This window comes from Tenuifilum sp., from assembly GCF_037481895.1.
Classification (GTDB): Bacteria; Bacteroidota; Bacteroidia; order Bacteroidales; family Tenuifilaceae; genus Tenuifilum; species Tenuifilum osseticum.
On the sequence record NZ_JBBFKU010000019.1, the window covers coordinates 15489 to 40379 of the forward strand.

17 protein-coding genes are annotated in these 24891 nt (G+C 43.6%); 9 read left to right on the forward strand and 8 right to left on the reverse strand.

The features are described 5' to 3' along the window. The first annotated feature begins 22 nt into the window (after window positions 1-22). Window positions 23-2446, forward strand: coding sequence for a T9SS type A sorting domain-containing protein (locus WHS63_RS07325; RefSeq protein WP_445204535.1), 2424 nt, complete (start codon window positions 23-25; stop codon window positions 2444-2446). Between the two features lie 55 nt (window positions 2447-2501). After that, entirely contained in the window at window positions 2502-3056 is a 555-nt protein-coding gene (locus tag WHS63_RS07330) for a DUF3575 domain-containing protein (protein WP_445204536.1), read from the forward strand. Window positions 3057-3130: 74 nt separating this feature from the next. On the opposite strand, the gene WHS63_RS07335 is transcribed toward WHS63_RS07330, so the two are convergent. Further along, on the reverse strand, window positions 3131-4474 hold the full coding sequence (locus WHS63_RS07335; protein WP_445204537.1) for a glucose-6-phosphate isomerase: 1344 nt from the start codon (window positions 4472-4474) through the stop codon (window positions 3131-3133). 410 nt (window positions 4475-4884) lie between these two features. Between WHS63_RS07335 and rlmN the strand changes: the two genes are divergently transcribed. Further along, window positions 4885-5916, forward strand: coding sequence for a 23S rRNA (adenine(2503)-C(2))-methyltransferase RlmN (rlmN, locus tag WHS63_RS07340; RefSeq protein ID WP_445204538.1), 1032 nt, complete (start codon window positions 4885-4887; stop codon window positions 5914-5916). A 33-nt stretch (window positions 5917-5949) separates the two neighbouring features. Here the strand turns inward: rlmN and WHS63_RS07345 are convergent, their stop codons facing one another. Continuing rightward, window positions 5950-7584, reverse strand: a complete 1635-nt coding sequence (locus WHS63_RS07345; RefSeq protein ID WP_445204539.1) for a SulP family inorganic anion transporter — start codon at window positions 7582-7584, stop codon at window positions 5950-5952. A 113-nt stretch (window positions 7585-7697) separates the two neighbouring features. On the opposite strand from WHS63_RS07345, the gene WHS63_RS07350 reads away from it, so the two are divergent. After that, the gene (locus tag WHS63_RS07350; protein WP_445204540.1) at window positions 7698-8216 is read left to right on the forward strand and encodes a nitroreductase family protein; all 519 of its coding nucleotides are present in this window, start codon (window positions 7698-7700) and stop codon (window positions 8214-8216) included. A gap of 1 nt (window position 8217) precedes the next feature. On the opposite strand, the gene WHS63_RS07355 is transcribed toward WHS63_RS07350, so the two are convergent. Genes WHS63_RS07355 through WHS63_RS07370 form a run of 4 tightly spaced genes read right to left on the reverse strand, consistent with a single transcriptional unit; the run spans window position 8218 to window position 12331 of the window. After that, window positions 8218-9567 (reverse strand): YihY/virulence factor BrkB family protein, encoded by a 1350-nt coding sequence (locus WHS63_RS07355; protein ID WP_445204541.1) that lies wholly within the window; start codon window positions 9565-9567, stop codon window positions 8218-8220. 4 nt (window positions 9568-9571) lie between these two features. Beyond that, complete coding sequence (gene dprA / locus WHS63_RS07360; protein WP_445204542.1) at window positions 9572-10693, reverse strand: DNA-processing protein DprA; 1122 nt, start codon at window positions 10691-10693, stop codon at window positions 9572-9574. A 3-nt stretch (window positions 10694-10696) separates the two neighbouring features. Further along, window positions 10697-11176, reverse strand: a complete 480-nt coding sequence (locus tag WHS63_RS07365) for a hypothetical protein (protein ID WP_445199172.1) — start codon at window positions 11174-11176, stop codon at window positions 10697-10699. A gap of 6 nt (window positions 11177-11182) precedes the next feature. Continuing rightward, window positions 11183-12331, reverse strand: coding sequence for a proline dehydrogenase family protein (locus tag WHS63_RS07370; RefSeq protein WP_445204543.1), 1149 nt, complete (start codon window positions 12329-12331; stop codon window positions 11183-11185). Window positions 12332-14595: 2264 nt separating this feature from the next. Here WHS63_RS07370 and WHS63_RS07375 point away from each other — a divergent pair. From WHS63_RS07375 to gatD, 3 genes are all read left to right on the forward strand, one after another. Further along, entirely contained in the window at window positions 14596-15708 is a 1113-nt protein-coding gene (locus tag WHS63_RS07375) for a S41 family peptidase (protein WP_445204564.1), read from the forward strand. A gap of 461 nt (window positions 15709-16169) precedes the next feature. After that, window positions 16170-18167: a Glu-tRNA(Gln) amidotransferase subunit GatE gene (gatE, locus tag WHS63_RS07380; protein ID WP_445204544.1), complete on the forward strand. Its 1998-nt coding sequence runs from the start codon at window positions 16170-16172 to the stop codon at window positions 18165-18167. Window positions 18168-18192: 25 nt separating this feature from the next. Next, window positions 18193-19578 (forward strand): Glu-tRNA(Gln) amidotransferase subunit GatD, encoded by a 1386-nt coding sequence (gene gatD, locus WHS63_RS07385; RefSeq protein WP_445204545.1) that lies wholly within the window; start codon window positions 18193-18195, stop codon window positions 19576-19578. A 648-nt stretch (window positions 19579-20226) separates the two neighbouring features. Here the strand turns inward: gatD and WHS63_RS07390 are convergent. Further along, window positions 20227-20409, reverse strand: a complete 183-nt coding sequence (locus tag WHS63_RS07390; protein WP_445204546.1) for a hypothetical protein — start codon at window positions 20407-20409, stop codon at window positions 20227-20229. Between the two features lie 461 nt (window positions 20410-20870). Further along, window positions 20871-22505 (reverse strand): apolipoprotein N-acyltransferase, encoded by a 1635-nt coding sequence (gene lnt, locus WHS63_RS07395; RefSeq protein ID WP_445204547.1) that lies wholly within the window; start codon window positions 22503-22505, stop codon window positions 20871-20873. Window positions 22506-22606: 101 nt separating this feature from the next. Here lnt and WHS63_RS07400 point away from each other — a divergent pair, with 101 nt between their 5' ends. Beyond that, window positions 22607-24034, forward strand: a complete 1428-nt coding sequence (locus tag WHS63_RS07400) for an aldehyde dehydrogenase family protein (protein ID WP_445204548.1) — start codon at window positions 22607-22609, stop codon at window positions 24032-24034. A 75-nt stretch (window positions 24035-24109) separates the two neighbouring features. Next, entirely contained in the window at window positions 24110-24760 is a 651-nt protein-coding gene (locus tag WHS63_RS07405) for a LysE family translocator (protein ID WP_445204549.1), read from the forward strand. Window positions 24761-24891 lie beyond the last annotated feature (131 nt).

Consider the following 24891-nt stretch of genomic DNA (forward strand, 5'->3'; position numbering starts at 1 on the left):
AGTAACCAGTAACATCAACTTTATGCAGAAAAGAGGCATTTATTTGGGTTTAGTAGCCGCATTGTTGCTACTTTTAACCTCGTACTCATTGCTTTTTGGGGTGCCCAAAAAGTATGTTCCCATGGTAGTTTACCAACCCGATGGGACAAAAATTGAATGTTTTGCCAGTGGCGATGAATTCCACAACTGGCTACACGATGCCGATGGTTACACCATCGTTCAGCATCCTAAAACGGGCTACTATGTTTATGCTGTTAAAGAGAACGGAAAACTTGTAGCCAGCGATTTAGTTGTTGGGAAAGTAAAACCAACCGCAACTAAAGGGTTAGAGCCATTTATCAATATCTCGCGCGAGGAGTACATTGCAAAGCGCAAAAGCAAAAGGGTAAATACTCATTTCTCTTCCTTAAATCCAGCTAAAGGTGCTAACGGTATTGCCCCCCTCAGGGCAAAGGATACAAAGGAAGCAACCGTTATGAATAACATCGTTATATTCATTCGCTTTGCCGACGATAACCCGGGTGATGAACCCATTGATTACTACCAGAACATCTATAATGGTGCCTCAATGTCGGTTACCGACTACTACAAAAGTGTTTCCTACGGGAAATTCACAATCAGCACCACTTTTTACCCAACAACCTCAAACAGTTTTGTGGTGTGGTACCAGGATTCTCAAAACCGGAACTACTACCGCCCTTACAATGCAACAACAAATCCCATTGGCTATGACCCCAATGATGATAACTATACCAGCTCTAAGAGCCAAACCTACCGTGAACACACCTTGTTAAAAAATGCCATTGAAGCAGTTGCTTCGCAGATTCCCCAAAACATCAACTTAGACATAAATGAGGATGGCTATGTTGATGTGGTTTCCTTTATTGTTGCTGGGGGTAACGATGGCTGGAACGAGCTGCTCTGGCCACACCAATGGAGCCTGTGGAGCAAAACTGTTAGAATAAATCAAAAACAGGTGGGTGACTACACCTTCCAGCTGCAGTTCTTTTACAACTCCCGAATCGACCTTGGTACACTCTGCCACGAAATGTTTCATGCCCTTGGAGCCCCTGACCTTTACCACTACGACGATAATTTAAACCGTGCACCGGTTGGGGTTTGGGATATAATGGAAGGCACCAAGGATGAGCCACAGAACATGGGTGCTTACATGAAGTATCTTTACGGGGGCTGGATAGATAACATTCCTGTAATTAATCAAACAGGCACCTACACGTTAAACCCGCTTTCAACATCGGCCGCAAATAATAGCTTTATTATTCCCTCGCCCGCTACTCATACTGAGTATTTTCTGGTTGAGTACCGTAAGCGCGAGGCCTATGACGCCAGTTTACCTAACGATGGTATGTTGGTTTACCGCATTAACTCCAAACTTGAAGGCATGGGAAATGCCGATGGCCCACCCGACGAAGTATATGTTTACCGTCCAAACGGCTCTCTTACATTGAACGGAACTATAAGTAGCGCCACATTTAATGCCGATTATGGTCGTACCACCATGAACGACCAAACCAATCCGCGCAGCTTCCTTTCCGACGGATCAAATGGTGGAATAAATATTACTAACGTTACTAGCGCAGGTTCTACCATTTCGTTCAATGCAACTATCGATTTCTCACCCTGGATTGTGCTTAAAAACGATAGAGGTTATGGTTCGGCTATTGGGAATGGAGCTACTACCCTAACTGTGGCTACACGCTTTTCAGCAAGCGATATGGCTAGCTATGTAGGTAAGTACATCAAAAAGGTTGATTTCTTCCTAAGAGGAAATGATAATGGACAAAGGCTAACCTCAGGTGAAGTGGTTAAGATTTGGGAAGGTGGAACAATAGGAAACCCCGGCACCCTGGTATACTCCCAAAGCGCTTCGGCCGAGGTTAAGGTGGATGAATGGACAACCCACAACGTTACTACACCAGTTGAAATAAAGGCCGACAAGGAGTACTGGGTGGGCTACACTGCAACCGCCTCCAGTGGTTATCCCTTTGCCACCGATAGAGGCCCCATGGTGCCTGATAAGGGAGGTTGGTACACAATAAGCGGGAGCGAATGGAACCAACTTGCTCAATCCAACTTGGATTACAACTTTCTAATTCGAGCCATTGTATCCGATAAGACTACCGATGTTCCAGTTAATTCAGCAGAGGAAAACGCCATATCCTTCTACCCCAACCCTGTTGAAGACAATGCATATATTAAATTTGTTAATAACCAAAACTCCGTTAATGCAAACATCGAAGTGGTTAACATGCTTGGACAGGTAATCATCTCACAATCGATTAGCAACTTGAGTGCTGGCGAAAATGTTATGCCTGTTAACCTATCGGGTTTGCCAAAGGGGATCTATGTAGTTAAAATAAGTATGATTAACCCTGCCAGCTTACAAATTATTAGTACAAAAACTATCAAGTTCAATAAAAATTAGTAATTTGGCATAATGTTTGTTTAAATGGTCGTGTAAACTAATCAAAATTTAAAAAATGAAAAAACTAATTACATTTGCAACCCTGGTAATGTTAGCATTACCCATGTTCGCACAGGAAAAACCTGCTGTTTTTGAGGAGCCCAATGTTGTTAAGGTAAACACTTTAAGTTTACTTGTAGGAACTGGTTCGCTTTTCTATGAACGCAAGCTCTCCGATAATCTTTCCGGACAAATGGGTGTTGGCTATCTTAGCTACAAAATTGAGGATTCAAAATTCTCTGGTCTTATCCTAACCCCTGAGGTACGCTTTTATCCAAAAAGCAATGCAATTGATGGTTTCTACCTTGCTCCCTACTTCAGGTATCAGAATTTCAAGCTTGAAAATACTGAAACCAACGATAAGGGAACCTATGCAAATTACGGTGGTGGTTTAGCCATTGGTCGTCAGTGGATTACTGACTCCGGATTTACTATGGATCTTTTCTTTGGTGGCCATTACAGCAAAGGAAGTATCGAAACCGAAGAAGGTGCTACGGGTGACAATTTTGATGTAGCAAAATTTGAAGGTTTCCGCATTCGTATTGGATTCTCAATTGGTTTTGCTTTCTAATCTTATCAAATCAATAAAAGGAAGAGGTGCTTTTTAGGGCACCTCTTTTTTTATTTGCAGATATTACTTGGTAGTTATATCCCTAGACGTTTCCGTAAGGCTTTTCCCTCATCCTCAAAACCGGGTTTACCTAACAGGGCAAACATATTCTTCTTGTAAGCCTCCACGCCCGGTTGATCGAATGGGTTTACACCCAGTATATAACCGCTAATGGCGCATGCGCGCTCAAAAAAGTAAAGCAGGTAACCAATCCAGAATGCACTTAGCTCAGGAATGGTAATCTGGATGCATGGTACTCCCCCATCGTTATGGGCAACAATGGTGCCCAATTCGGCCATATGGTTAACCTCCGAAAGACGCTTGCCTGTAAGGAAATTAAGTTGGTCAAGATTTTCAGGGTCGTTTGGAATGTTGAGTGTGTGCGATGGCTTTTCAACCGAGACTACGGTTTCAAAAATAAAACGCTCCCCCTCCTGGATATACTGCCCCATGGAGTGAAGGTCAGTGGTAAAATCGACGCCGGCGGGGAAGATACCCTTATTCTCCTTGCCTTCGCTTTCGCCGTAAAGCTGCTTCCACCACTCCGTTACATAGTGTAACTTGGGTGTATAGTTCACCATTATCTCAACCTTTTTGCCCATGGCGTAAAGCACGTTGCGTGCTGCTGCGTACTGGCAGGCAGGGTTTTGCTCAAAAGGGACACCAACCGAAGTATCGGTCATTGCCTGGCGTGCGCCCTCAACCATTTGCCTGATATCGAAACCAGCAATGGCAATGGGTAAAAGCCCTACAGGGGTTAATACTGAGTAACGTCCGCCTACGTCATCGGGAATTACAAAAGTACGATAGCCTTCGGTATCGGCTAACTTGCGCAGAGCACCCTTAGATTGATCGGTTATTGCAACTATACGCGATGCCGCCTCTGTTTTCCCCACCTTCCCCTCAAGGTGCTGTTTTAACAGGCGGAATGCTATGGCAGGCTCTGTGGTAGTTCCTGATTTTGAAATAACTACTATTGAATAGGTGTGCTTATCGAGTAACTTTAAAAGCTCGGCATGGTAATCCTCACAAATGCTGTTGCCGGCAAAAAGCACCTTTGTGCCACCGTTGTCGAGCATGGAGAAGCTATTGCCCAAGGCCTCAATCACAGCCTTTGCTCCAAGGTAAGAGCCACCAATACCTACCACTACCACAAACTCACTCTTGGAACGAAGCTCATTGGCAACCTTTTCAATGCTTTTCAACTGATCGTCAGTAATTTCGGCAGGTAAGGTTACCCAGCCCAGAAAATCGCTCCCTTTTCCAGTCTTTCCTTCAATAAGTTTTTGACAATCGTTTACCTTGTTCTTTAGCGAAAGCACATCGCTAGCATCAACAAACTGGTAAATGTTGTTAAGTTTAACCTGTAGTTTACTCATTTTTGTCTATGGTTTATGTATTCCAATCATTGTTAAATTAACTAGAATCACCTGTTATCAAAACTGGTCATAGTAACCTGGTAATGGCTTTTGGGAAATTTAGTTTTGCCACACCTGCACTTTAGCTTTCGGGTTTTATCAACCTTAGCGCTTTTGGGCGCCACCCTCCGATTGCACCCGTAAGCAAGCAGCAATAAAAAAATTGCTGCAACAGGGAATACTATTTTTAGAAGATTTCTCATTGCTCCGCGAAGTTACAAAGAATTTAAAATCAAAGTAATTTTGATTTCAAGTATGGTTTGATAATAAATTGTCTATTTTCTATATTTCAACCGTTTGAAGCAGAAACCACACTTATTCACATAAAAATTATAACAAAAGCTAAATTTGCAGTTTAAACTAATTCCGGAATGCAGAAAGGGGAAACGCTAATTGGTAAAGACCTAAAGCAGGTTGAAGCATGGTTATCGGAATTGGGATTCCCTACCCACTATGGAATTAAACTCACTGGATGGATTTATCGTAAGCGAGTTCAGAATTATGCTGATATAAATGATATTCCCAAGCATATACTAACAACGCTAAAAGATGAATTTGGTGAGGTACATGGTCACATCGGCTATGAGCGATATCCCGGAGCCGATGGTGCAGTAAAATACCTGTTTACCAATGCACAAGGGCAGCACTACGAATCGATTTACATGGACAATGGCAAGCGTAAAACGCTTTGCGTGTCAACTCAGGCCGGGTGTCGCATGGGATGTAAGTTCTGTATGACCGGGAGTATAGGTTTCAAAGGTAATTTGGATGCCGGCAGTATTGTGGGACAGCTGTTAGCAATCCCCGAAAGTAAAAGTGTAAACCGATTGGTTATCATGGGCATGGGTGAGCCTTTCGATAACTGGGCTGAGGTTAGCCAAGCGTTGGAAATTTTAACATCGGCTTGGGGCGTTGCCTTTGGAAGGTCAAACATTACGCTCTCAACCGTAGGTATCCTTGATGGTTTAGAGAGATTCCTGATGAACCCGCCATGCAATCTGGCCATTAGCCTTCATTCGCCCTTTCCCGATGAAAGGGCATTGCTGATGCCATCGGAAGTAAAAAATCCGATTAGCCGAGTGGTTGACATACTACTCAACCACCCCATACCAAAGCCTTTACGGCTCTCGTTTGAGTATGTTGCTCTTGGAGGAATTAACCTGAGTGAGCAGCACGCCAAAGCTGTGTGTGAACTGCTGAAAGGGCTGAATTACCATATCAATATAATTCCCTGGAACGAGCACTCTGCTGCTAGCGAATTCAGGAAACCAAACCCTGTGGAACTGGAAAACTTTACCCGCTGGTTAAACCAGCATGGAGCGCTTTGGACTATCCGTCAATCAAGGGGAAACGAGGTTGGGGCGGCCTGCGGCCAAATGGCCGGCAAACACACCCCAAAATAGTTTACAGTAAATTAAATGGGCAATATCCACACCTTAACCAATCAAACCTTTTGCCCGTTCTAGAGCAAGATCGAACGATGGTAGAATATTCTCCTTCCCAATGAGCTTATCCACTCCGCCTCGCTCCAGATCGGCATGAACCTCCTTCCTTACTCCAGAAAGTACTACCTTAACGTTATAGTTTTGAAGAGTTTTAATGGTATCCTTAAGGTTGTTTAAGCCAGTTGAATCAATAAAAGGTACATGGCGCATCCTGATAATCATCACCTTTGATCTTAACCCTAACTGTTTTATTACAGCGCTATACTCCTTTGCCGATGCAAAGAAGAATGGGCCACTGATCTCATATATTGATATTTCTTTTGGAATATCGGGATATTGTTCTACCAAATCGGAATCAACTTCAAATTCAACCTTCTGGGCAGCATCGGACATACGTTTCATGAACAGGAACGAAGCCATTACAACGCCAACCTCAATAGCAACGGTAAGATCAACAAGAACTGTTAGCAGGAATGTGGTAAGCAGGATTGCACGGTCAAAGAAAGGCGCTTTAAGGATAGATACAAAGTTGCGCCATTCGCTCATGTTATAGGAAACAACTATGAGTATACCTGCAAGGCACGACATGGGAATAAGCTTTGCCCATTTGCCAAAGAAAAGCATTATCAGAAGAAGGGTGAGGGCATGAATCATACCTGCTACGGGTGTTCGCCCTCCATTCTTTACATTTGTGGCAGTTCGTGCAATTGCCCCAGTTGCAGGTATTCCACCAAAAAACGGTGTAACCACATTGGCTATACCCTGAGCAATGAGCTCAGTGTTGGAACGATGATTTCCCCCAATCATACCATCGGCAACCACTGCAGAAAGTAACGATTCAATACCACCTAAAAGCGCAATGGTGAGCGCCGGGGCAATGTAAAAGCCAATTTGATCAAAATTAATATGTGGAACTGAAAATGAAAAGTTGCTAGGAATTTCGCCAAAAAAACTCTCAATGGTTGTAACAGGTATTTTAAAAACTGCCACAACAACGGTTACCAGAATAATAGCCACAAACGAACCGGGTATTTTAGTGGTTATCCGTTTAAAGTAAACCGAGATTAGAATGGTAGCCAAAGTGATAAGTACTGCTGCCGGGTTAATGGTATCGAGCGAACTAAAATACACGCTCCACTTAGCAATGAAAGCCGAAGGCACTTTATCGATATTAAGCCCTAATGCATCCTTTATTTGTGTAGAAAAAATGACTAATGCAATACCACTGGTAAACCCAACTACTAATGGATATGGTATGAACTTTAGCAGTGTACCCAGGCGGAGCAATCCAAAACCAATAAGGATTAATCCGGCAAGCACTGTAGCAATAATTAGTCCATCTACGCCGTACTGTTCAATAATGCCGTAAACAATAACTATGAATGCACCGGTTGGTCCACCAATTTGAACGCGGCTGCCTCCAAGAAACGATATGATAAAGCCCGCAACCACAGCAGTTACAAGTCCCTTATCGGGCGAAACTCCCGATGCTACGGCAAAAGCTATAGCTAAAGGTAATGCCACAATACCAACTATTATACCGGAAAAAAGATCCTTTGTAAACTGTGTTTTAAAATAGTCCTTACCTATTACCGAGAATAGTTTTGGCTTAAAAACCCTTTCCATTTTCCTATCTTTTATGTTTTTATAAAATGATTGCAAAAGTAGATTAAACCGTAACTCGTTATTCAATCTTTTTTATGTTTTTTTGATATTTTTGATAACATAACAACATGCATATGACCAATTGCCTAAAAACAATCTTTACCCGCAAAAGCGTGCGCAGCTTCACTGGCCAGGAAGTAAGCAATGAACTACTTGAAGAACTTGCCCGTGCGGGTATGGCTGCCCCCTCCGCAAGAAACCTTCAGCCATGGGCATTTGTTATTGTTACTAACCGGGCCACCCTGGATACTCTTGCTGAGCGTTTACCATACGCCAAAATGCTCTTTGAAGCACCTGCCGCAATAGCTGTTTGCGGCGACCTTTCCAAAGCAGGCGATAGTCCTGAAGGATACTGGGTTCAGGACTGCTCTGCTGCTACGCAAAATATACTGCTTGCCGCTGAGGCAATGGGTTTGGGGGCTGTATGGACAGGCGTTTACCCCCGCCCCGATAGGGTAGCAATTGTAAAGGAAGTTTTAGGACTCCCCGATAACGTTTTACCCCTCAATTTCATACCAATTGGTTTTCCTAAAGGGGAGCATCAACCCAAGGAAAAGTTTAAAGTAGAAAACATCCACTGGCAAAACTGGTAGACTAAATGCTACCTATCAAAGTGCTAGCGGTCAATTCGCGGTAACGCTCGGTAAAACTTGTGCAAACCTGTTTTACCTGCTTCAACTCTGGGATATCGGGTTCAATCTCAAACCCATAGCTATCGAGTTTTTCCTCAACAAATGCAATTGTTAGGTGTTCTACATGTCGTGCCGGCTGATAGCCAATATCTTTACTATCGTTAATTACCACCTCGTTTAGCAGTTCACAGTTAACCATCAAATCGAGCAGGTTGCGCATGAGTCGTTGGGGTATCTTTAGATTAACAGATAGTTCAAGGTTTGTAGCCGGTTTCTCTCCATTCATAAATCGTTTAACAATGGTGCTTAGCACCAGCAAGGCTAACAACTTCCGATTTTTATGGCTTATATGGGTTGTTTCCCTTTCAAATTCATACATATCGACATTTTGGTATGCAAAAGATATTTCAGCACCAAATAACACGATTTGCCAGCTTATTTGAACCCAGAAAAGGAATAAGGGTAAAGCTGCAAAACTCCCGTAAATCGCGTTATATCGGGAAACCCCAATTTGAAGGGTGATATACAACCACTGGAGAATTACAAAACCAGAACCAGCAATAATTCCTGCAACAATACCGGATTTGTAGGAAACCTTTGTGTTAGGAATAGCTATAAAAATAAAACTGAAAAGTATCCAAATTAATAGATACGGCAAAAACTGGAGCATATCAATCAGGAATGGGCTGATGTAGCTCACAAGCTCATGCTTTTCAGCAATGCTTGTCACTGTAGTAGCAAGGAAAATATGAATACTCCCGGAAGCAATAAGTAGAATCGGCGAAATGAGCATAATGGAAAGATAATCGGTAAACTTGCGTACCCAGCTGCGAGGTTTTTCTACCTGCCAGATATCGTTAAAGGCATGCTCAATGCTGGATAGCACGTTGATAACTGACCAAAAAAGGAGTACAACACCAATTCCAGCAATTAAGCCGCCCCCGGTTCGTGCTAGTAGAGAGTTTGCAAACACAATAACCTTATTAATCACCTCTTCCTGTCCCTTAAACTGGGTAGTTAACTGCTGTTCAAGGTATCGTTCAAACCCAAACCCCTTTGCAATTCCAAATGCCATTGCAAAAATTGGAACAATGGACATTAGTGTGTAATATGTTAAAGCCGAAGCCTTAACAATTACCTTATCCTCAAAGAAACCCTTGAGCGCAAGCAAGAGCACCCGTAAATACTTAAATGGCCATTTCAGCTTAGGCGGAAGCTCATCAAGGTTCATGCTCCATATACCATGAAGCAGGAAACGCTGAACCTTTTTATACAGCTCCATTATCCTGTTTGGTTTTCGTTGTTTGCTCATTGCATTAGTTTTTTAGGGCGAATACTTTGCCTGGTTTGCTACTTACTACTCCCGAAAACTCCAAATTAAGAAGCGAGGATAAAACGGTTGAAACCGGAAGTCCTGTCCCAAGGGCAATCAGGTCAACGGTTTCTTCCCCTTTTTCCTTCAGAAAGTTAATAATTTTTTTCTCCTCGTTGGTAAAATGATCAAAGTTTATTGTGTACTGCTTAACGGTTTGGGTTTTACTGGTAGTGCTCCAACCCAGCAGGAACTCAATATCGTCGGCCGACTCCACCAGTGCTGCCTTGTTCTGTTTTATTAACATGTTACACCCTAGGGAGTATGTTGATGTTACATTGCCGGGCACGGCAAATACATCGCGGTTGTATGAGTTTGCAATATCGGCTGTTACAAGCGCACCACCCTCAAGGGCGCTTTCAACCACAATGGTTGCATCGGATATGCCTGCAATAATCCTATTTCGCCTCAAAAAGTTATTGGGGTCAAATGGTGTTCCGGAAATAAAATCGGTTACTAGAGCTCCCTGCTCAACCATCTCCTTAGCTACCGTCCTGTGAGCTACAGGATAAATGGTATCCAGGCCATGTCCTAGCACTGCAACTGTTTGCAGGTTATTTTTCAATGCGCTTTTGTGTGCTACAATATCAATCCCGTAAGCTAATCCGCTAACGATTATTGGGTTATGCCCCTTGGCGGCAAGTCCATTTACAATGGCTTCGCAAGTTTGCTTCCCGTAAGCCGTTGCCTTTCGGGTTCCCACTATACTGATCATCTTATCAGAATTAAAGTTTATGTTGGAATGAGTTTTCACGTAAAGCATAACAGGACCGTCCTCACACTGGCGCAGCCGTTCGGGATATTCAGGGTCAGTAAAGTATAGGGCTTTAATTTTATACCTCTCAATAAACTCAATCTCTTTCTCGGCAAGGTGTAACACATTCTGGTTGACCACTTCAGCTGCAATGGTTTCGCCAACGCCTGGTATTTTGAGCAATGCTTTTTTGGACTGACGAAAAACCGCCTCGGCACTTCCGCAGTAGGCAATTAAACGCTTAGCGGTTATACTCCCTACCTTTGGGATAAGCTCAATTGCTATGCGATATTGCAACTCGCTTTCGCCCATGCATTATGCTTTCGATAGTTGGTTAAGGGAACTCTCCATTTTCTGGTATTGCTCTGCTGTTAACGACACAACCGAAACGGGAGGGTATTTCATGATCTTATTCCCCTTTTTTACATAAATGTGTAGCTGTTTTTTTGGCCATTTGTGGGTAATCTCATACTTGTAGAATTCTGAGTGTGGTATTTCCATCGATATCTTTTTACCACCCCAAGGACGTAGCTTGAAAGTACGAATAACCAGCTTGTTGCCCTCATCGTTATACGAGATAAATGCAGCATCCATCCAAATAAAATACCCGAAAAACATCAGGTAAAGTATTACAACAATGGCTATTACCCATCCCTGGCTAATTCCAATACTACTCTCAATATAATCGGGAATTGATGTTAAGTACATTAATACTATAACAATTACCACCACTACTGCTAAAACAAGCTTCAGGGAGTGGATACCATATACTGTGTCCTGGTTATCGAACTTCATAATGTATCAATTTTCTAATTTGCGCCTATTTAGCTCTCTTAGTATGACAAAACGCTGCTCGGTAAGAATATTTGGCAACGACGGGTCGAAGCCATAAAGCCTATGCATCCATCGTAATGTATCGGTTAGGTTACCGTGGGGTATAATTGTTGCAACATTATATCCCCTGTTGGCAAGGTTTAGTGTTATGGATTTTGCCATTCCGTAACGTTGCAAAAAGGTAACATTCTTATTGCTATGTCCTACACCACACCCCTCCATAAGCGATGTAAGGTAAAGTATATTATCGGGGTTGTGGCTAATCAGTAATGTTGAAACATGATCGATATTATTTAGCAGAAATTTAGTAACCTCAAAAAACACTCGCTTGGTCTGATTAAAACCATGACAGCTTGAGTCGTTGTGGCTATTATCGACAAACTTTTTATTCACATACTCTGTGGTTAAATACTTGGCAATTGCAATACCAGGGGTAAAACCTTGGCTTGAGCCCCTCATTACAAGGTCAACAATTCTATTTTGTGAGTTAAGATGGCACAAATGGAAAAGTAAAAATACCGTTGTTTTTTGGGTGTTATACCGTTGCATTAAGTCTATGGCTATTGCATGAAGTGCTGAAAAACCTGCAAAATGGGCTGTATATAGGATTATCGATTTGTTATTTCTACTTGCAATTTCGCATAGCGTATCAACATAATCAGTAAATGATTGAAAAGCTTTCTTATCGACCTGATTCAAAAATCCATCGTTTGATACCAGGCTAAGAATGCGGGGTTCTATGTAATCGTCAACATTAAGAAAAAGGAATTCCAACCCCGGAATATCATATTTATCGTTGGCTAAATCCGATAACAAATTGACCGCTGAACCATTTCCGCTTGAAACTGGCAAAATGCAGGATAGAATTCTATTGTGAAAATTTTCGGTAGAAATTCCTTTTAGCTCATCTATGGAATTGTGGCTAAAAAATTGTTTTACTAAAAGTTTACCCGGAAAATCCCTAAAAATTTTTAACCTTTTGGCAAAAATTGAGAATAGAATTAAGGACTTTGCCAGCATTTTTTTGGAAAGAATGAAAAGAATAAAGGATTCGTAGCGGAGCGAGGCATTGCTTCTTCCTTCAAAAACAAGTTCAGTATTACTGAGCGAAAACATTATTTCATAATTTTATCTTCAAAATTATCAATTTTTAAATAAAACTAAACATTTTAAACCATTAACTGGATAAGCGGTTTAATTTAGAGTATGACTAAACGAACTTTTTAAAACATACCAAAATGAAATTCACTAAAATACTTTTCGCCTTAACTCTTGCGAGCATATCAATATCAAGCAGTTCCCAAGACCAAGTAGAATGGTATCGTTACCCAGCCATTTCGCCTAATGGAAAAACCATTGCATTTGTTTACAAGGGTGATATTTACACGGTTTCTGCCAGCGGAGGCGAGGCAGTAGCATTGACAGCTAACCCGGCACACGATTACCTACCGGTATGGAGTCACAACGGCGATTACATTGCCTTTGCCTCGAATAGGTATGGGAATATGGATGTGTTTATTGTACCATCCAGGGGTGGGGAACCCAAACGTTTAACCTACCATTCAGCCGATGAGTTACCCTACGCCTTTACAGCCGACGACAAGCATGTGCTATTCGGTGCCGCACGATACGACATGGCCTCCAGCCGCCTATACCCAACCGCATCGCAACCTGAACTTTATTCCGTTCCGGTCAACGGGGGCTTGGTAAATCAGGTTCTACCCGTTCCCGCAGAATGGGTATCGGTCTCAGGCGATGGGAAGCTTTTAGCCTTTCACGATAAGAAAGGCGGCGAGAATGAGTTTCGCAAGCATCACCTTTCTTCTATTGCACGCGATATCTGGATATACAACACCCAAACCCAGGAATACAAACAGATCACAAGCTATAAGGGTGAGGATCGTAATCCGGTTTTTGCTCCTGGCGATTCAGTAATTTACTTCATCCGTGAGGATAGTAATTTTAATGTATTCAAACTTTCACTATCCAACTCATCGGAGGTTAAGCAGGTTACCAACTTTACCACCCATCCGGTTCGTTTTTTAAGCGTCAGCCAAAACGGAACACTTTGCTTTGGCTACGATGGTTCCATATACACTATGGGTAATAATGGAATTAGCAATAAAGTAGAAATAAAGATAAATCGCGACTTCCAGCAGAACCCTGAGCAAACAGTAACACTTAGCGGAAACATACGCGAACTTTCCGTGTCGCCCGATGGCAAAGAGGTTGCTTTCATTGCACGAGGCGATGTATTTGTAACCTCGGTAGAGGGGGCTTTTACAAAACGAATAACCCAAACCCCTGAACAGGAAGGCTTTGTAGCCTTTACTCCCGATGGTAAAAGCCTGGTATATGCAAGTGAGCGGGAGGGCCGCTGGCAAATATTTAAAGCTTCGCGTGTTCGCCCGGAGGAACCCTTCTTTTTTGCATCAACCCTAATTAATGAGGAATTGCTGATTAGTAACGAACACGACAACTACCAGCCCCTCCCCTCACCCGACGGCAAAAAGTTGGCATACATTGAGGATAGAACAACCCTTAAGGTTTTAGATTTGGAAAGCAAATCAGCAAAAACATTACTCACATCAAAGGAACTATACTACATGAGCGATGGCGACCAACGTTTTTGCTGGAGCCCCGATAGCCGCTGGCTCCTGGTTGAATACTCACCAACCATGTCCAACAACGAGATAATTGCCATACCCGCCGATGGTTCTGAACCTTTCAGGAATCTTACACAAAATGGTTACGACGATTTTACCCCTCGCTGGTCAAATGGTGGCAAGCAGGTTCTTTGGCTTTCAACTCGCGATGGGCTTAGAAGTTACGCCAATAGCGGTGAGCGTCAAAGCGATGTTTACACACTTTTCCTTACCCGCGACTCATGGGATAAATTCAGGCTTAGTAAGGACGAGTACAACTTGCTGAAAGCAATTGAGGATAAACAGAAAGAAGCTAAGCAACAAAAGGTTGACGATAAAAAGGGTAAAAAGGATAAGGATAAAAAAGATAATGAAAAGGTTGACAGCTCATTGAAGTTCGACTGGGAAGGCTTTGAGTATCGTTCAGCACGCCTGACCACATCCTCAGCCGATATTGCCGATGCCCTACTGAGCAAGGATGGCGAAAACCTTTACTACCTTGCCCGCTACGATAAGGGTTACAACCTTTGGTCGATGAACATCCGTGAGAAAGAGGCAAAAATCCTTGTTGAGATGGATGTTGATTATGCTAAGCTTTACTGGGATAAGGACGAAAAAAACATGTTCATGCTTGCCGATGGCAAAATCTATAGGGTTGATGTAGACAAGGGTAAACGGGAAGCATTAAAAATAGCAGCAGAGCTTACAGTTAACACCGATGCCGAAAGGCAAGCCATGTATGAACATGTGGTTATCAGAACCCGAAAAGGGTTTTACACTACCACATACCATGGCATTGACTGGAATTTCATGGCAGAGCACTACCGGAAATTCCTCCCCCATATAGGAAACGGTTTTGAGTTTGCAGAGCTGCTCAGCGAACTGCTTGGCGAACTTAACGTATCGCATTCAGGTGCACGCTTCTACCTCAACAACCCCAATGGCGACCAAACCGCTTCGCTTGGTATTATACCCGATGTAACCTATCAGGGGCAAGGCATTAGGGTTGATGAGATTCTGCTGGGGGGGCCACTTGACCGTAAGGAACTTAACCTCTCTACACCCTTCATTATTACTGCAATTGACGGGAATACCATTGGAACCGATAAGGATTGGGCATACTACCTGAATCGAAAAGCCGACAGGTATATTCTACTTACCCTAACAGAACTAAGTAATGGAAAGGAAAGACAGGTTACAGTGAAACCTACAAACCTATCCCAGGAGTCCCGATTGCTATACCGCCGTTGGGTTAAGCGTAACGCCGATGAGGTGGAAAAGCTGAGCAACGGTACGTTGGGTTACGTCCATATTCCCGGGATGAGCGATGGCCCATACCGCAACATTTATGGTGAAATGATGGGAAAGTATTACGACAGGTCAGGCGTAGTGGTTGATACCCGTTTCAATGGTGGTGGCGACCTGGTTTCGGATTTGGCTATGTTTTTTACCGGCACTAAGTTTATCACATACCATAACCACGTTCGCGAACTTGGCTCCGAGCCAACTTTCCGGTGGACAAAACCAACCGTTGCACTGGTGAACGAAGCAAACTACAGCGATGGCAGTTGCTTTGCCTGTGGCTACAAGCAATTGGGTATTGGGAAACTTATAGGCATGCCTGTTCCTGGCACATGTAGCTTTGCTGGTTGGGAAACACTTCACGATAATCAAATCCGCTGGGGTATGGTACCAGTCAGCGCCAAAGATATGTATGGCGTTTGGATGGAAAATGTTGAAGCAGTTCCCGATTACGTGATAAAGAATGAACCATCAGTTGCGCCTAAGGGACGCGACCAGCAACTCGAAAAGGCCGTTAACGCTTTAATGGAAGCAACTGTAAAGTAGTGTTTCAATCTTTCTATGTGATTTGGCTCAGGCTATGCCTGAGCTTTTTCGTTTCTAGACCGCTGCTGTCCCATCGAAATTCATTAGGGTAAACTTCATTGCCACACCTTTTCAGGCCTGCACTTTATTTGCTTTTAGCATAAAAAAACCGCCCCAAAAGGGGCGGTCGATTTTTTAGATTGGATTTTGGTTTGGTTTTAGATTACATTTTGAATGGTTTCAAAATAATTGCAAAACCAGAGAAAAACATTTAACTAGCATCAAACACTATGCCACTAGCAAACATTTCAATTTAAAATTCCGATAAATCATCAACAAAAAACAACTAAAAAGTTAATTTTCTGTTAATTAATAATTTTACGCAATTTTTCTAGCAATCACATTGCACTGATAAATCATTTGGAAATTCCTAGCAGTTTTTTAACTTAGAAGGCTGTAAACCAACCCACACCTAAACCAAAATGGCCAAAAAACAAACGCCCGGTAAGCATTTCGACCCACAAAAGAACTACCGGGAAACCATGAAGGCTATTGGCTATGTAACCCGAGCCGAGGCCACCCCTAAGGATTATGAACGCATTGGATTCAAATCGGGGCTTGAAGTTCATCAGCAACTCAAAACCAAGCAAAAACTATTCTGCCGCTGTCCGGCAGGCATTTACCACGACGATAATGACTACCATGCGGAAATTATTCGCCATATGCGACCAACCCTTAGCGAAATGGGCGAATACGACGGTACTGCCCTTATGGAGTTTAAAACCCGAAAGGAGATTGTTTACCGCATAAACAACAAAACCACCTGCACTTATGAAATTGACGACACGCCTCCTTTTCCCATAAACCGAGAGGCGCTGGAAATAGCTCTTGAAATATCATTGCTTTGCAAGTTCAACATTGTGGGCGAGGTTCACATTACCCGAAAGCAATACCTGGACGGCTCCATCCCAACCGGATTCCAACGAACCGCCATTCTGGGTGTTGAGGGTCAGATTCAGCTAAAGAATAAAAAGGTTGGACTAATACAGCTCAGTATTGAGGAGGATGCCTGTCGTGAAATCTCAGATGTTGGGCATCGTCGCATATACAAAACCGACAGGTTGGGCATGCCACTAATTGAAACCGTTACCCACCCTCAGTGCCTTACTCCCGATGAGCTCCGCGAGGCTGCTGATTATATTCGGTTTCTGAACCGTAGTACCGGCAAGGTTCGTACTGGTATTGGCGCTGCCCGACAGGACACAAACGTAAGTTGCGAGGGTGGAACACGTGTGGAAATCAAGGGAGTTTCGCATAACAAGTGGTTGCCAATGCTTTCGCATAATGAGTGTTTTAGGCAGTGGGCGCTACTCCACATCAGAAAGCTGCTTTTGGATCGAGTGCCATCGCCCGAAAAGTGGGTAATACGCCATATTGAAATCGACCCCTACTCACAAGGAATTGAGCATGCGGTTGCAAATAGGTTTGCCGATATGGGTTACAAGGTTGTTGCAATTGCCCTTCCGGCATTCCATGGAATACTCTCGCATTTCACCCAGCCCGGAAAGTGTTTCACCAATGAACTAGCTGATAGGCTCAAGGTTATAGCCTGCATTGAACGACCCAACATCACCAGTAATGAGGATTTGGAAATTCCGCTTTCTGAAAGCGACACTACACGCTTAGCATCGCTGCTCAAAGCCTCACCCGACGATGCAATTGTACTTATTTGGGGCCCCGCCAACGATATCCCAACAGCTATTGAAACCATTGAGGAGCGGTGCCGCATGGCCTTTGAGGGGGTTCCACGCGAAACCCGCCGCCCGCTTGCCGATGGAACAACCATCTTTGAACGCGTTCTACCCGGTGCCGATCGCATGTACCCCGATACCGACTCAGCCCCCATTCCTTTGGACGAGGCCTATATTGAGAAATTGCGTGAGCGATTACCTGTCGACATATGGCACCGTTTCCAACAGCTTGCCCAAATGCAAATTCCTGAGGATGCCCATCCCTTCCTGTTAAGGCGAAACCTGGTTCCGGTTATCGAGGAAATTGTTGGTTTGGGATTCCCTTCGCGCTATGTAGGTTCACTACTTGGGCATAAGCTTAAACGAATTGAAGGAAAATACCCTAAACATAAGGATTTTAACTACTCCCGAATTGTAGAACTATTCCGCTTCATTAAAGAGAACAAGCTGCATCACTCCATAGCTAAGCTTATGCTTCCGGTTGTTTACCAGTACCCCAACATGGATTTCAACTCGGTACTAACCAGTATCAACTTTAAGCGAAAGACCGAGGAAGAACTGCTTGCTCCTGTAGATTACCTCATTGAAAAATTCAAGGAGATAAAGATTGCCAAAAAGGATAAGCCGGAGAATGCTATAAATTGGGTAATGGGACAGCTGCATAAGCAAGCGCTGGGAAATGTTGACCCTGCCGTATTGCACTCAAGGATAAAGCAACGAATTAGCTAAATACTCAATGAATAACCAAAAGATTATGGAAGATATTTTTCAGGGATATAAAGGCCGTGCGCTTGAAGTTCTAAAAAAGTTCAACGTTAGGGTTTGGGGAAAAGCCATCATTGAAACCACCCGAGGTGAGTTTCAGGGTACTGTTTTACCCCGTGCCGAAAACGACGACGACACTCACATTGTGCTAAAGATAGCAACGGGTTACAATATTGGTATCGACATTTTTACAATTAAAGCCATGAAAGAGGTGGGGTACTACAAGGCCACCTATAAAATTCCAGAAAAGGAGTTCCCATACACCCCTAACCTTCCCAAGGTTAAGCTGCTGGGAACCGGAGGTACTATTGCATCGCGACTCGATTACCGAACCGGAGCTGTAATACCAGCATTCTCGCCTGGCGAACTATACGGTGCTGTACCCGAACTGGCTGATATTTGCAACCTATCAACAGAGAAGTTATTTGCTGTATTCAGTGAGAACATGGGCCCAGAGCAGTACAAGGCACTTGCAATAGCCATTGGCAAAGAGATTGAAAACGGGATTGATGGAATAATAATTGGTCATGGCACCGACACCCTTAGCCATACTGCAGCAGCACTCACCTTTATGGTTCAAAACTCACCAATCCCCATTGTACTGGTTGGCTCCCAGCGAAGTAGCGACCGCCCCAGCAGCGACGCAGCGCTTAACCTGATGCATGCTGCATACACAGCAGGCCATTCCGATATTGCCGAGGTAATGGTATGTATGTTTGGCCCCACCTCCGACGAGTATGGATTCCTTCACAGGGGCACAAGGGTACGTAAAATGCACTCCTCCTACCGCAGCACCTTCCGTACCATTGGCGATACACCCCTGGCAACCGTTAGCCTAAATGATGGCGTTAAACCCATTAAGGACACCTACAACCACCGCCGAAAGGACAGAAAAGCCAAAATACTGCCCTACTTTGAAGAAAAAGTATCGATAGTGTACTACTACCCAAATATGAAACCCGATATTATCGACTCATTGGTCGATAATGGATATAGGGGTATAATAATTGCCGGGACAGGACTTGGCCACGTTAACAAACCTCTATACCCCGCCATTGAGCGAGCCAAAAAGAAGGGTGTTCACATGTTCATGACCGTTCAAACCCTTTGGGGTTATGCCCACATGTACGTGTACGACACCGGTCGCGACCTGATGGCCAAGGGAATCATCCCCGCCGAGAACATGCTCCCCGAAACTGCCTATATCAAATTGGGTTGGGTGCTTGGCCAAACCGATGACCCCGAGGAGGTAAAACGCCTGATGCTTACTCCCATTAACGATGAAATTACCCCACGTGAACCCTATAACGGTTATCTCATTTACCAGGGTGGCGTGCCCGAGGTTGAGGAGTTCATCAGGAAGTTCAGGAAGTAAAAAAGGTTTTTAATGTTACACAATAACTGAGATTTGATACCTATGGCAAATCTGAGCCATTTTGTGCAATGTTTTTTCTATTAGGACAAAACTTAATAGTTCGCCCATTGTTAAAATTCCTGTTTTAATGTTGTTTAGTTAAAGTTATTTTCATGCTTCGCGCAAGCAAAACATCACGCTGTCGTGCTGAGTCCCGAATTATATAGGGTTAGACTTCGCCGAAGCATCTTATTGCTCTTTTCACTTCAATCCTTTGAGGAGATCCCTCGGCCTTGTTTGGGATGACAAAAACCCTATCTTCCTTTCTGCTCCCTTGTCATGCTGAGCTAGCTGAAGCATCTCTTTATCTTTAATCCTTGTTATTTTTTGTGTAAACCGCTCTTTGCCATACTTTTCTGTTGCGATGCAAAGTTTTACCCTTGCTCTTTGGCTTAAGTATTGCGTGCATCGCTATACATGTGGGAATAATCATGGTGTTACAAATATTACGCCCCTACGGGGCTGGAAGCGTTATTTGTTGTTCGTGAAGCTATTGCAATGTTGAGCTAAGCGAAACGTCACATGAGATCGATTAGAGATCCTTCGCTACGCTCAGGATGACAAATGAAGTTATTCGTGTAGGTTGCTCGTTGTTCGTGGGATACGACCTCACCCCAACCCTTTTCCCTGAGAGGGAATGGAGCGGAAGAAGCAAGCAGAGGCATAAAAGCCCGACCCGGCAATGGGTCGGGGGTGGAACGTGGCGGTGGGTTTTGTAAGCGATACCACATGAGTCACGCCACAGGCGTGGCGAATAGTATCGCGCGGCAGTTGCACCCGCGGGGTACCCATCGGGTCGGGCTTTTCAGCCTTGATTTTCTTTGGTTCTTTCTTGTATCAAGACAAGAAAGAACATAAAAAACGCTCTTTGTAATACCTTTCTGTTGCGATGCAAAGCCTCACCTTTGCTCTTTGGAAAATGTATTGCGTGCATCGCAAAATAATTTTAACACCTCAATACCCTGGGTTAAAACCCAGGGCTATTGTGATTTGCCCTTTCAGGGCGATTTATGTGTGCGTCTAAAGACGTGTGCTAACTAGTGAGTTCTTAAATCTTAAATCGAGATCCCTCGATTACGCTCGGGATGACAATGGAGTTTTAAATGTTTTGCTCCTAGGGGCTGGAAGCGTTGTTCGTTGTTCGTGTAATCGTTGTTCGTGAAGCTATTGCCATGTTTAGCTAAGCGAAACGTCTCATGGGATCGATTAGAGATCCTTCGCTGTGCTCAGGATGACAGGCATGTATATTTTTGTTAACTAAACGACATTGATTCCTGTTTCTTCCTTCGCATCAGGAACCTTGAAATACTATAGGCTAGTGAGAGTAAAGCCATGAACGCCGAGATATCTCCTATGTAATCGCCATGACGGGCATAGTATGTAGTAGCATTATTGGCATATACAGAGCCTTTTATTACTCCCCGCTTCCACCAACCAAGGGAATCAATAACCTCGCCACGCTGGTTTATGATGGCCGATATACCGGTATTGGCGGAACGGGCTATTGAACGGCGCATCTCAATGGCGCGAATGCGCGAGAACGAGAGGTGTTGCCTGTAGCCCGGCGTATCGCCCCACCAACCATCGTTTGTGATAACAAAGAGCAGGTTTGCCCCATTTTGCACATAACCTGCTACATACTCCCCAAAAACCGATTCGTAGCAGATTATTGGCCCTACGCCATACTTACCATCGGTTGAACGGAAAACACCTCTATCGGGCTGTGTTCCTAAACTCCCGGTAATTCCCCCTAAATCGATTGAAAGTTTCTCAAGAAACTTAAGGTATTGCGGGTAGGGCATCATCTCAACCCCAACAACCAGTTTGGATTTGTGGTAAATGGGCAAATTGAACAACGTATCGACCTGAATGGCTGAGTTATACCTATCGTAGTAATACCTTTCATCGTAAGGCAGCTTTCGGGCAGTATGCGACACTGGCTCGTTCGGCTTATAAAGTTTAAGCGATACCAAACCGGTTATCCACATCACACCGGGATGCCTATCAACAAAGGCTTTCAGCCTTTTTACACTTTCGTTATCCGCCAGCTGATGCTCCCAAATGCGGTCGTCGATGGCAGTCTCAGGACATACCACATAGCGAATGGTACTGTCAATGTTCTCTTCAGCAAGATTAAGCATGATGTCCATTTGCTGCTCGTTAGTTAACCCGCTGAACTTTTCGTTGTAGGGATCAATGTTAGGTTGAACTATGAGCACATTTACTTTTTCGCCCTTCTCTTCGTGGTTAAAGTAGATGCAAAGCGACAGAGCAAAAGGGATTGTGAAAAAGAGGAGAACATCGGAAAAGAACCATGCAATGCGACCATAAACTCTCTCGCGGTAAGCAGTAATCTGCGAAAGAATAAAAAAGTTAACCACTAAAATCCAAAGCGAACCGCCCAACACACCTGTGTACTCGTACCACTGAATTACCATAGGATGATTACCCAGGCTATTGCCCAGGGTTAGCCATGGCCAGGTTATTTCGGAATTATGAAAAAATTGCTCCCAGGCAATCCAAAAAGTTATAAACGCAAAAGCACCAATGGTTTTACTCGTATTTATATGAATGAAATGGTAAATACTGAAAACAATGGTCATTAGCGAAGCCGTAAGCAAAACAGCCAATACGGCTCCAATCACAGTAGCGTTATAAATCCACCAGGTAGCTAAAATGTTCCAGGTGAAAAAGGACAGGTAAACAAACCCAAATATCTTCCAAAAACCAGTTTTTTGCTCAACTAGCCTATAGTATGACACAAAAAGGGGAACAAACCCAAAAAAAATAGTGTAGCTTGGTAAACCCTCATACCATGGGAGCGCTAAAAGCAACCCCGAAAGAAACATCAGAAATAAATTGGATTTAAACAGATTCTTTAGCTGCATGGTGGATGTTATTTTAAAAACGATGTGTAAAGATAAATGATTTGCCGTTCTTACTAATCCAATTAAAGCTATTTTTGGGTGAAATTTAAAATTTGCTTGCTATGGCCCTTCCTGAAATATACCCATACATTGGAGGTGAATTCATTTCCACAAACGAAACCTACCATGTTCATTGTCCATGGGACAATTCTCCCATTGCCAAGGTTCATCTTGCAGGAGAAAAAGAACTTGAACAGGCAATACTGCTTGCACAGCAGGCCGAGCGGCCTATGGCTGATTTGGCAGCCTATGAAAAATACGGTATATTAATGCAAATTGCTCAGGGGATCAAGGAAAGTCGCGATGATTTTGCTAAAACACTATCCCTAGAGGCTTGTAAACCCATTAAGCTTGCCTATGGTGAGATTGACAGGGCCATACAAACATTCATTATTGCAGCCGAAGAAGCCAAAAGGCCACCTGCAGAGCTCATACGTATTGATTGGACTCCGCAAGGGAAAGGTAAAGAGGGACTAGTAAAGTATTTTCCTATTGGGCTAATTGCAGGTATAGCACCATTCAATTTCCCTCTGAACCTTAGCGTTCATAAAATTGCACCCGCTATAGCGGCTGGTTGTCCTATTATTTTAAAGCCAGCCCGTTCTACTCCCCTATCGGCTCTAAAGCTTGCCGAAGTGGTTAAAGCCACTCTTCTTCCAAAGGGTGCACTATCAATTCTACCCACTAACCGCGAGATTGGTAACAAGCTGGTAACCGATCCCAGGTTCGCCTTACTATCCTTTACAGGTTCGCCACAGGTCGGTTGGAAAATGAAAAACCAGGCTGGCCATAAGCGCGTAGTGCTTGAGCTTGGAGGCAACGCAGGTGTAATAGTAACTCCATCAGCCAACCTTGAACAGGCCGTTACAAAGTGCTTGAGCGGTGCCTTTGCCTATGCTGGCCAGGTATGCATTCACACCCAGCGTATTTACGTCCATCAATCAGTTTTCACAGCCTTCTCCGAAAAGTTCATACAAGGCGCTGCAAAGCTAAGGAATGGACACCCTCTGAACACCGACACCGACATTTCATCAATGATAGACGAGGAAAATGCAGCAAGAGTTGAGGAATGGGTAAACGAAGCAGTGGCTGCGGGTGCTAAATTATTACTAGGAGGGAAACGTCAGGGCTCATTTTTCCCGCCCACGGTTCTTACCAACACCACCAGCAACATGAAGGTTTGTGCCCTGGAGGTTTTTGGCCCGGTTGTCACCCTTGAACCCTACACCGATTTTCACGAAGCAGTAAACCATATAAACCAATCGGAATACGGGTTACAGGCTGGGGTATTTACCAACCTGCTCGATGAAATGAATTTTGCATTCAATGAGTTACGGGTTGGCGGTGTAATCATTAACGATGTCCCCACCTTCAGGGTCGACCACATGCCTTACGGTGGAATTAAAAACTCAGGCTTTGGGCGCGAGGGGGTTAAGTATGCCATGCTCGAGATGCTGGAGCCAAGGCTTTTAGTTAAGAATATACTGTAGTTTAACACTATTTCTTAATTCCCAAAACATAACGGTCAGATATTTGCTAATTATTGGTATATTTGCACCGCATCTATGAACGAAACTACCATGCTTTTAACCCTGCTAATCAAGGGAATGATTATAGGATTGGCTGCAAGCATACCGCTTGGACCAATTGGGGTTATCTGCGTTCAACGAACCATCAATAAGGGTAAGATTAGCGGTTTTCTTTCTGGTTTAGGAGCAGCCACTGCCGATACGCTTTTTGCTGCCATTGCGGGGTTTAGCCTTTCGTTCATTATCAGCTTTCTTGAAGAACGACAAACTATAATTGAACTTGTTGGCGGGGTTATAGTAGTTTTTTTGGGTTTAAAGATTTTTTCAACAAATCCAATTTCGCAGCTTAAACGGAACAAACGGAAAAAGAACAATTTGCTTGAGGACTTCATGTCGGTTCTTCTGCTAACCGGTTCCAATCCGCTTGCCGTTTTCTTTTTCATTGCCCTTTTTGCCACAGCGGGGGTAATTAGCCACGACCAAAGTATATGGGTGAACCTAATAGCGCTCGCTGGAGTTTTCCTTGGCGGTGCTCTTTGGTGGTATATCCTTACTTCAACCGTAAACTATTTTCGCAGGCATTTTAGGCTAAAGCAGCTCTGGTGGATCAATAAGATTTCGGGTGCTGTAATTTTCACGCTGGGAGGTCTTGCCATTTTAAACGTAATCCACAAGGTGTTCTTTTAACACCACAGTTACTCCTTTGCTATTCGGCTTATCGTTTTTTTTGTAAATTCGAACTAAACATAATAGGTTTATATAAAGTTTTTAAATTAGCCTAATAATTTAAAATATTGTTATATTTGGATTGTTGTTTA

What these genes read in the sequence shown, in the direction of transcription:
- WHS63_RS07325 (WP_445204535.1), top strand. Translation starts at nt 23, where the DNA reads ATGCAGAAAAGAGGCATTTATTTGGGTTTAGTAGCCGCATTGTTGCTA.
- WHS63_RS07330 (WP_445204536.1), top strand. Translation starts at nt 2,502, where the DNA reads ATGAAAAAACTAATTACATTTGCAACCCTGGTAATGTTAGCATTACCC.
- WHS63_RS07335 (WP_445204537.1), bottom strand. Translation starts at nt 4,474, where the DNA reads ATGAGTAAACTACAGGTTAAACTTAACAACATTTACCAGTTTGTTGAT.
- rlmN (WP_445204538.1), top strand. Translation starts at nt 4,885, where the DNA reads ATGCAGAAAGGGGAAACGCTAATTGGTAAAGACCTAAAGCAGGTTGAA.
- WHS63_RS07345 (WP_445204539.1), bottom strand. Translation starts at nt 7,584, where the DNA reads ATGGAAAGGGTTTTTAAGCCAAAACTATTCTCGGTAATAGGTAAGGAC.
- WHS63_RS07350 (WP_445204540.1), top strand. Translation starts at nt 7,698, where the DNA reads ATGACCAATTGCCTAAAAACAATCTTTACCCGCAAAAGCGTGCGCAGC.
- WHS63_RS07355 (WP_445204541.1), bottom strand. Translation starts at nt 9,567, where the DNA reads ATGAGCAAACAACGAAAACCAAACAGGATAATGGAGCTGTATAAAAAG.
- dprA (WP_445204542.1), bottom strand. Translation starts at nt 10,693, where the DNA reads ATGGGCGAAAGCGAGTTGCAATATCGCATAGCAATTGAGCTTATCCCA.
- WHS63_RS07365 (WP_445199172.1), bottom strand. Translation starts at nt 11,176, where the DNA reads ATGAAGTTCGATAACCAGGACACAGTATATGGTATCCACTCCCTGAAG.
- WHS63_RS07370 (WP_445204543.1), bottom strand. Translation starts at nt 12,331, where the DNA reads ATGTTTTCGCTCAGTAATACTGAACTTGTTTTTGAAGGAAGAAGCAAT.
- WHS63_RS07375 (WP_445204564.1), top strand. Translation starts at nt 14,596, where the DNA reads ATGTATGAACATGTGGTTATCAGAACCCGAAAAGGGTTTTACACTACC.
- gatE (WP_445204544.1), top strand. Translation starts at nt 16,170, where the DNA reads ATGGCCAAAAAACAAACGCCCGGTAAGCATTTCGACCCACAAAAGAAC.
- gatD (WP_445204545.1), top strand. Translation starts at nt 18,193, where the DNA reads ATGGAAGATATTTTTCAGGGATATAAAGGCCGTGCGCTTGAAGTTCTA.
- WHS63_RS07390 (WP_445204546.1), bottom strand. Translation starts at nt 20,409, where the DNA reads ATGGGTACCCCGCGGGTGCAACTGCCGCGCGATACTATTCGCCACGCC.
- lnt (WP_445204547.1), bottom strand. Translation starts at nt 22,505, where the DNA reads ATGCAGCTAAAGAATCTGTTTAAATCCAATTTATTTCTGATGTTTCTT.
- WHS63_RS07400 (WP_445204548.1), top strand. Translation starts at nt 22,607, where the DNA reads ATGGCCCTTCCTGAAATATACCCATACATTGGAGGTGAATTCATTTCC.
- WHS63_RS07405 (WP_445204549.1), top strand. Translation starts at nt 24,110, where the DNA reads ATGAACGAAACTACCATGCTTTTAACCCTGCTAATCAAGGGAATGATT.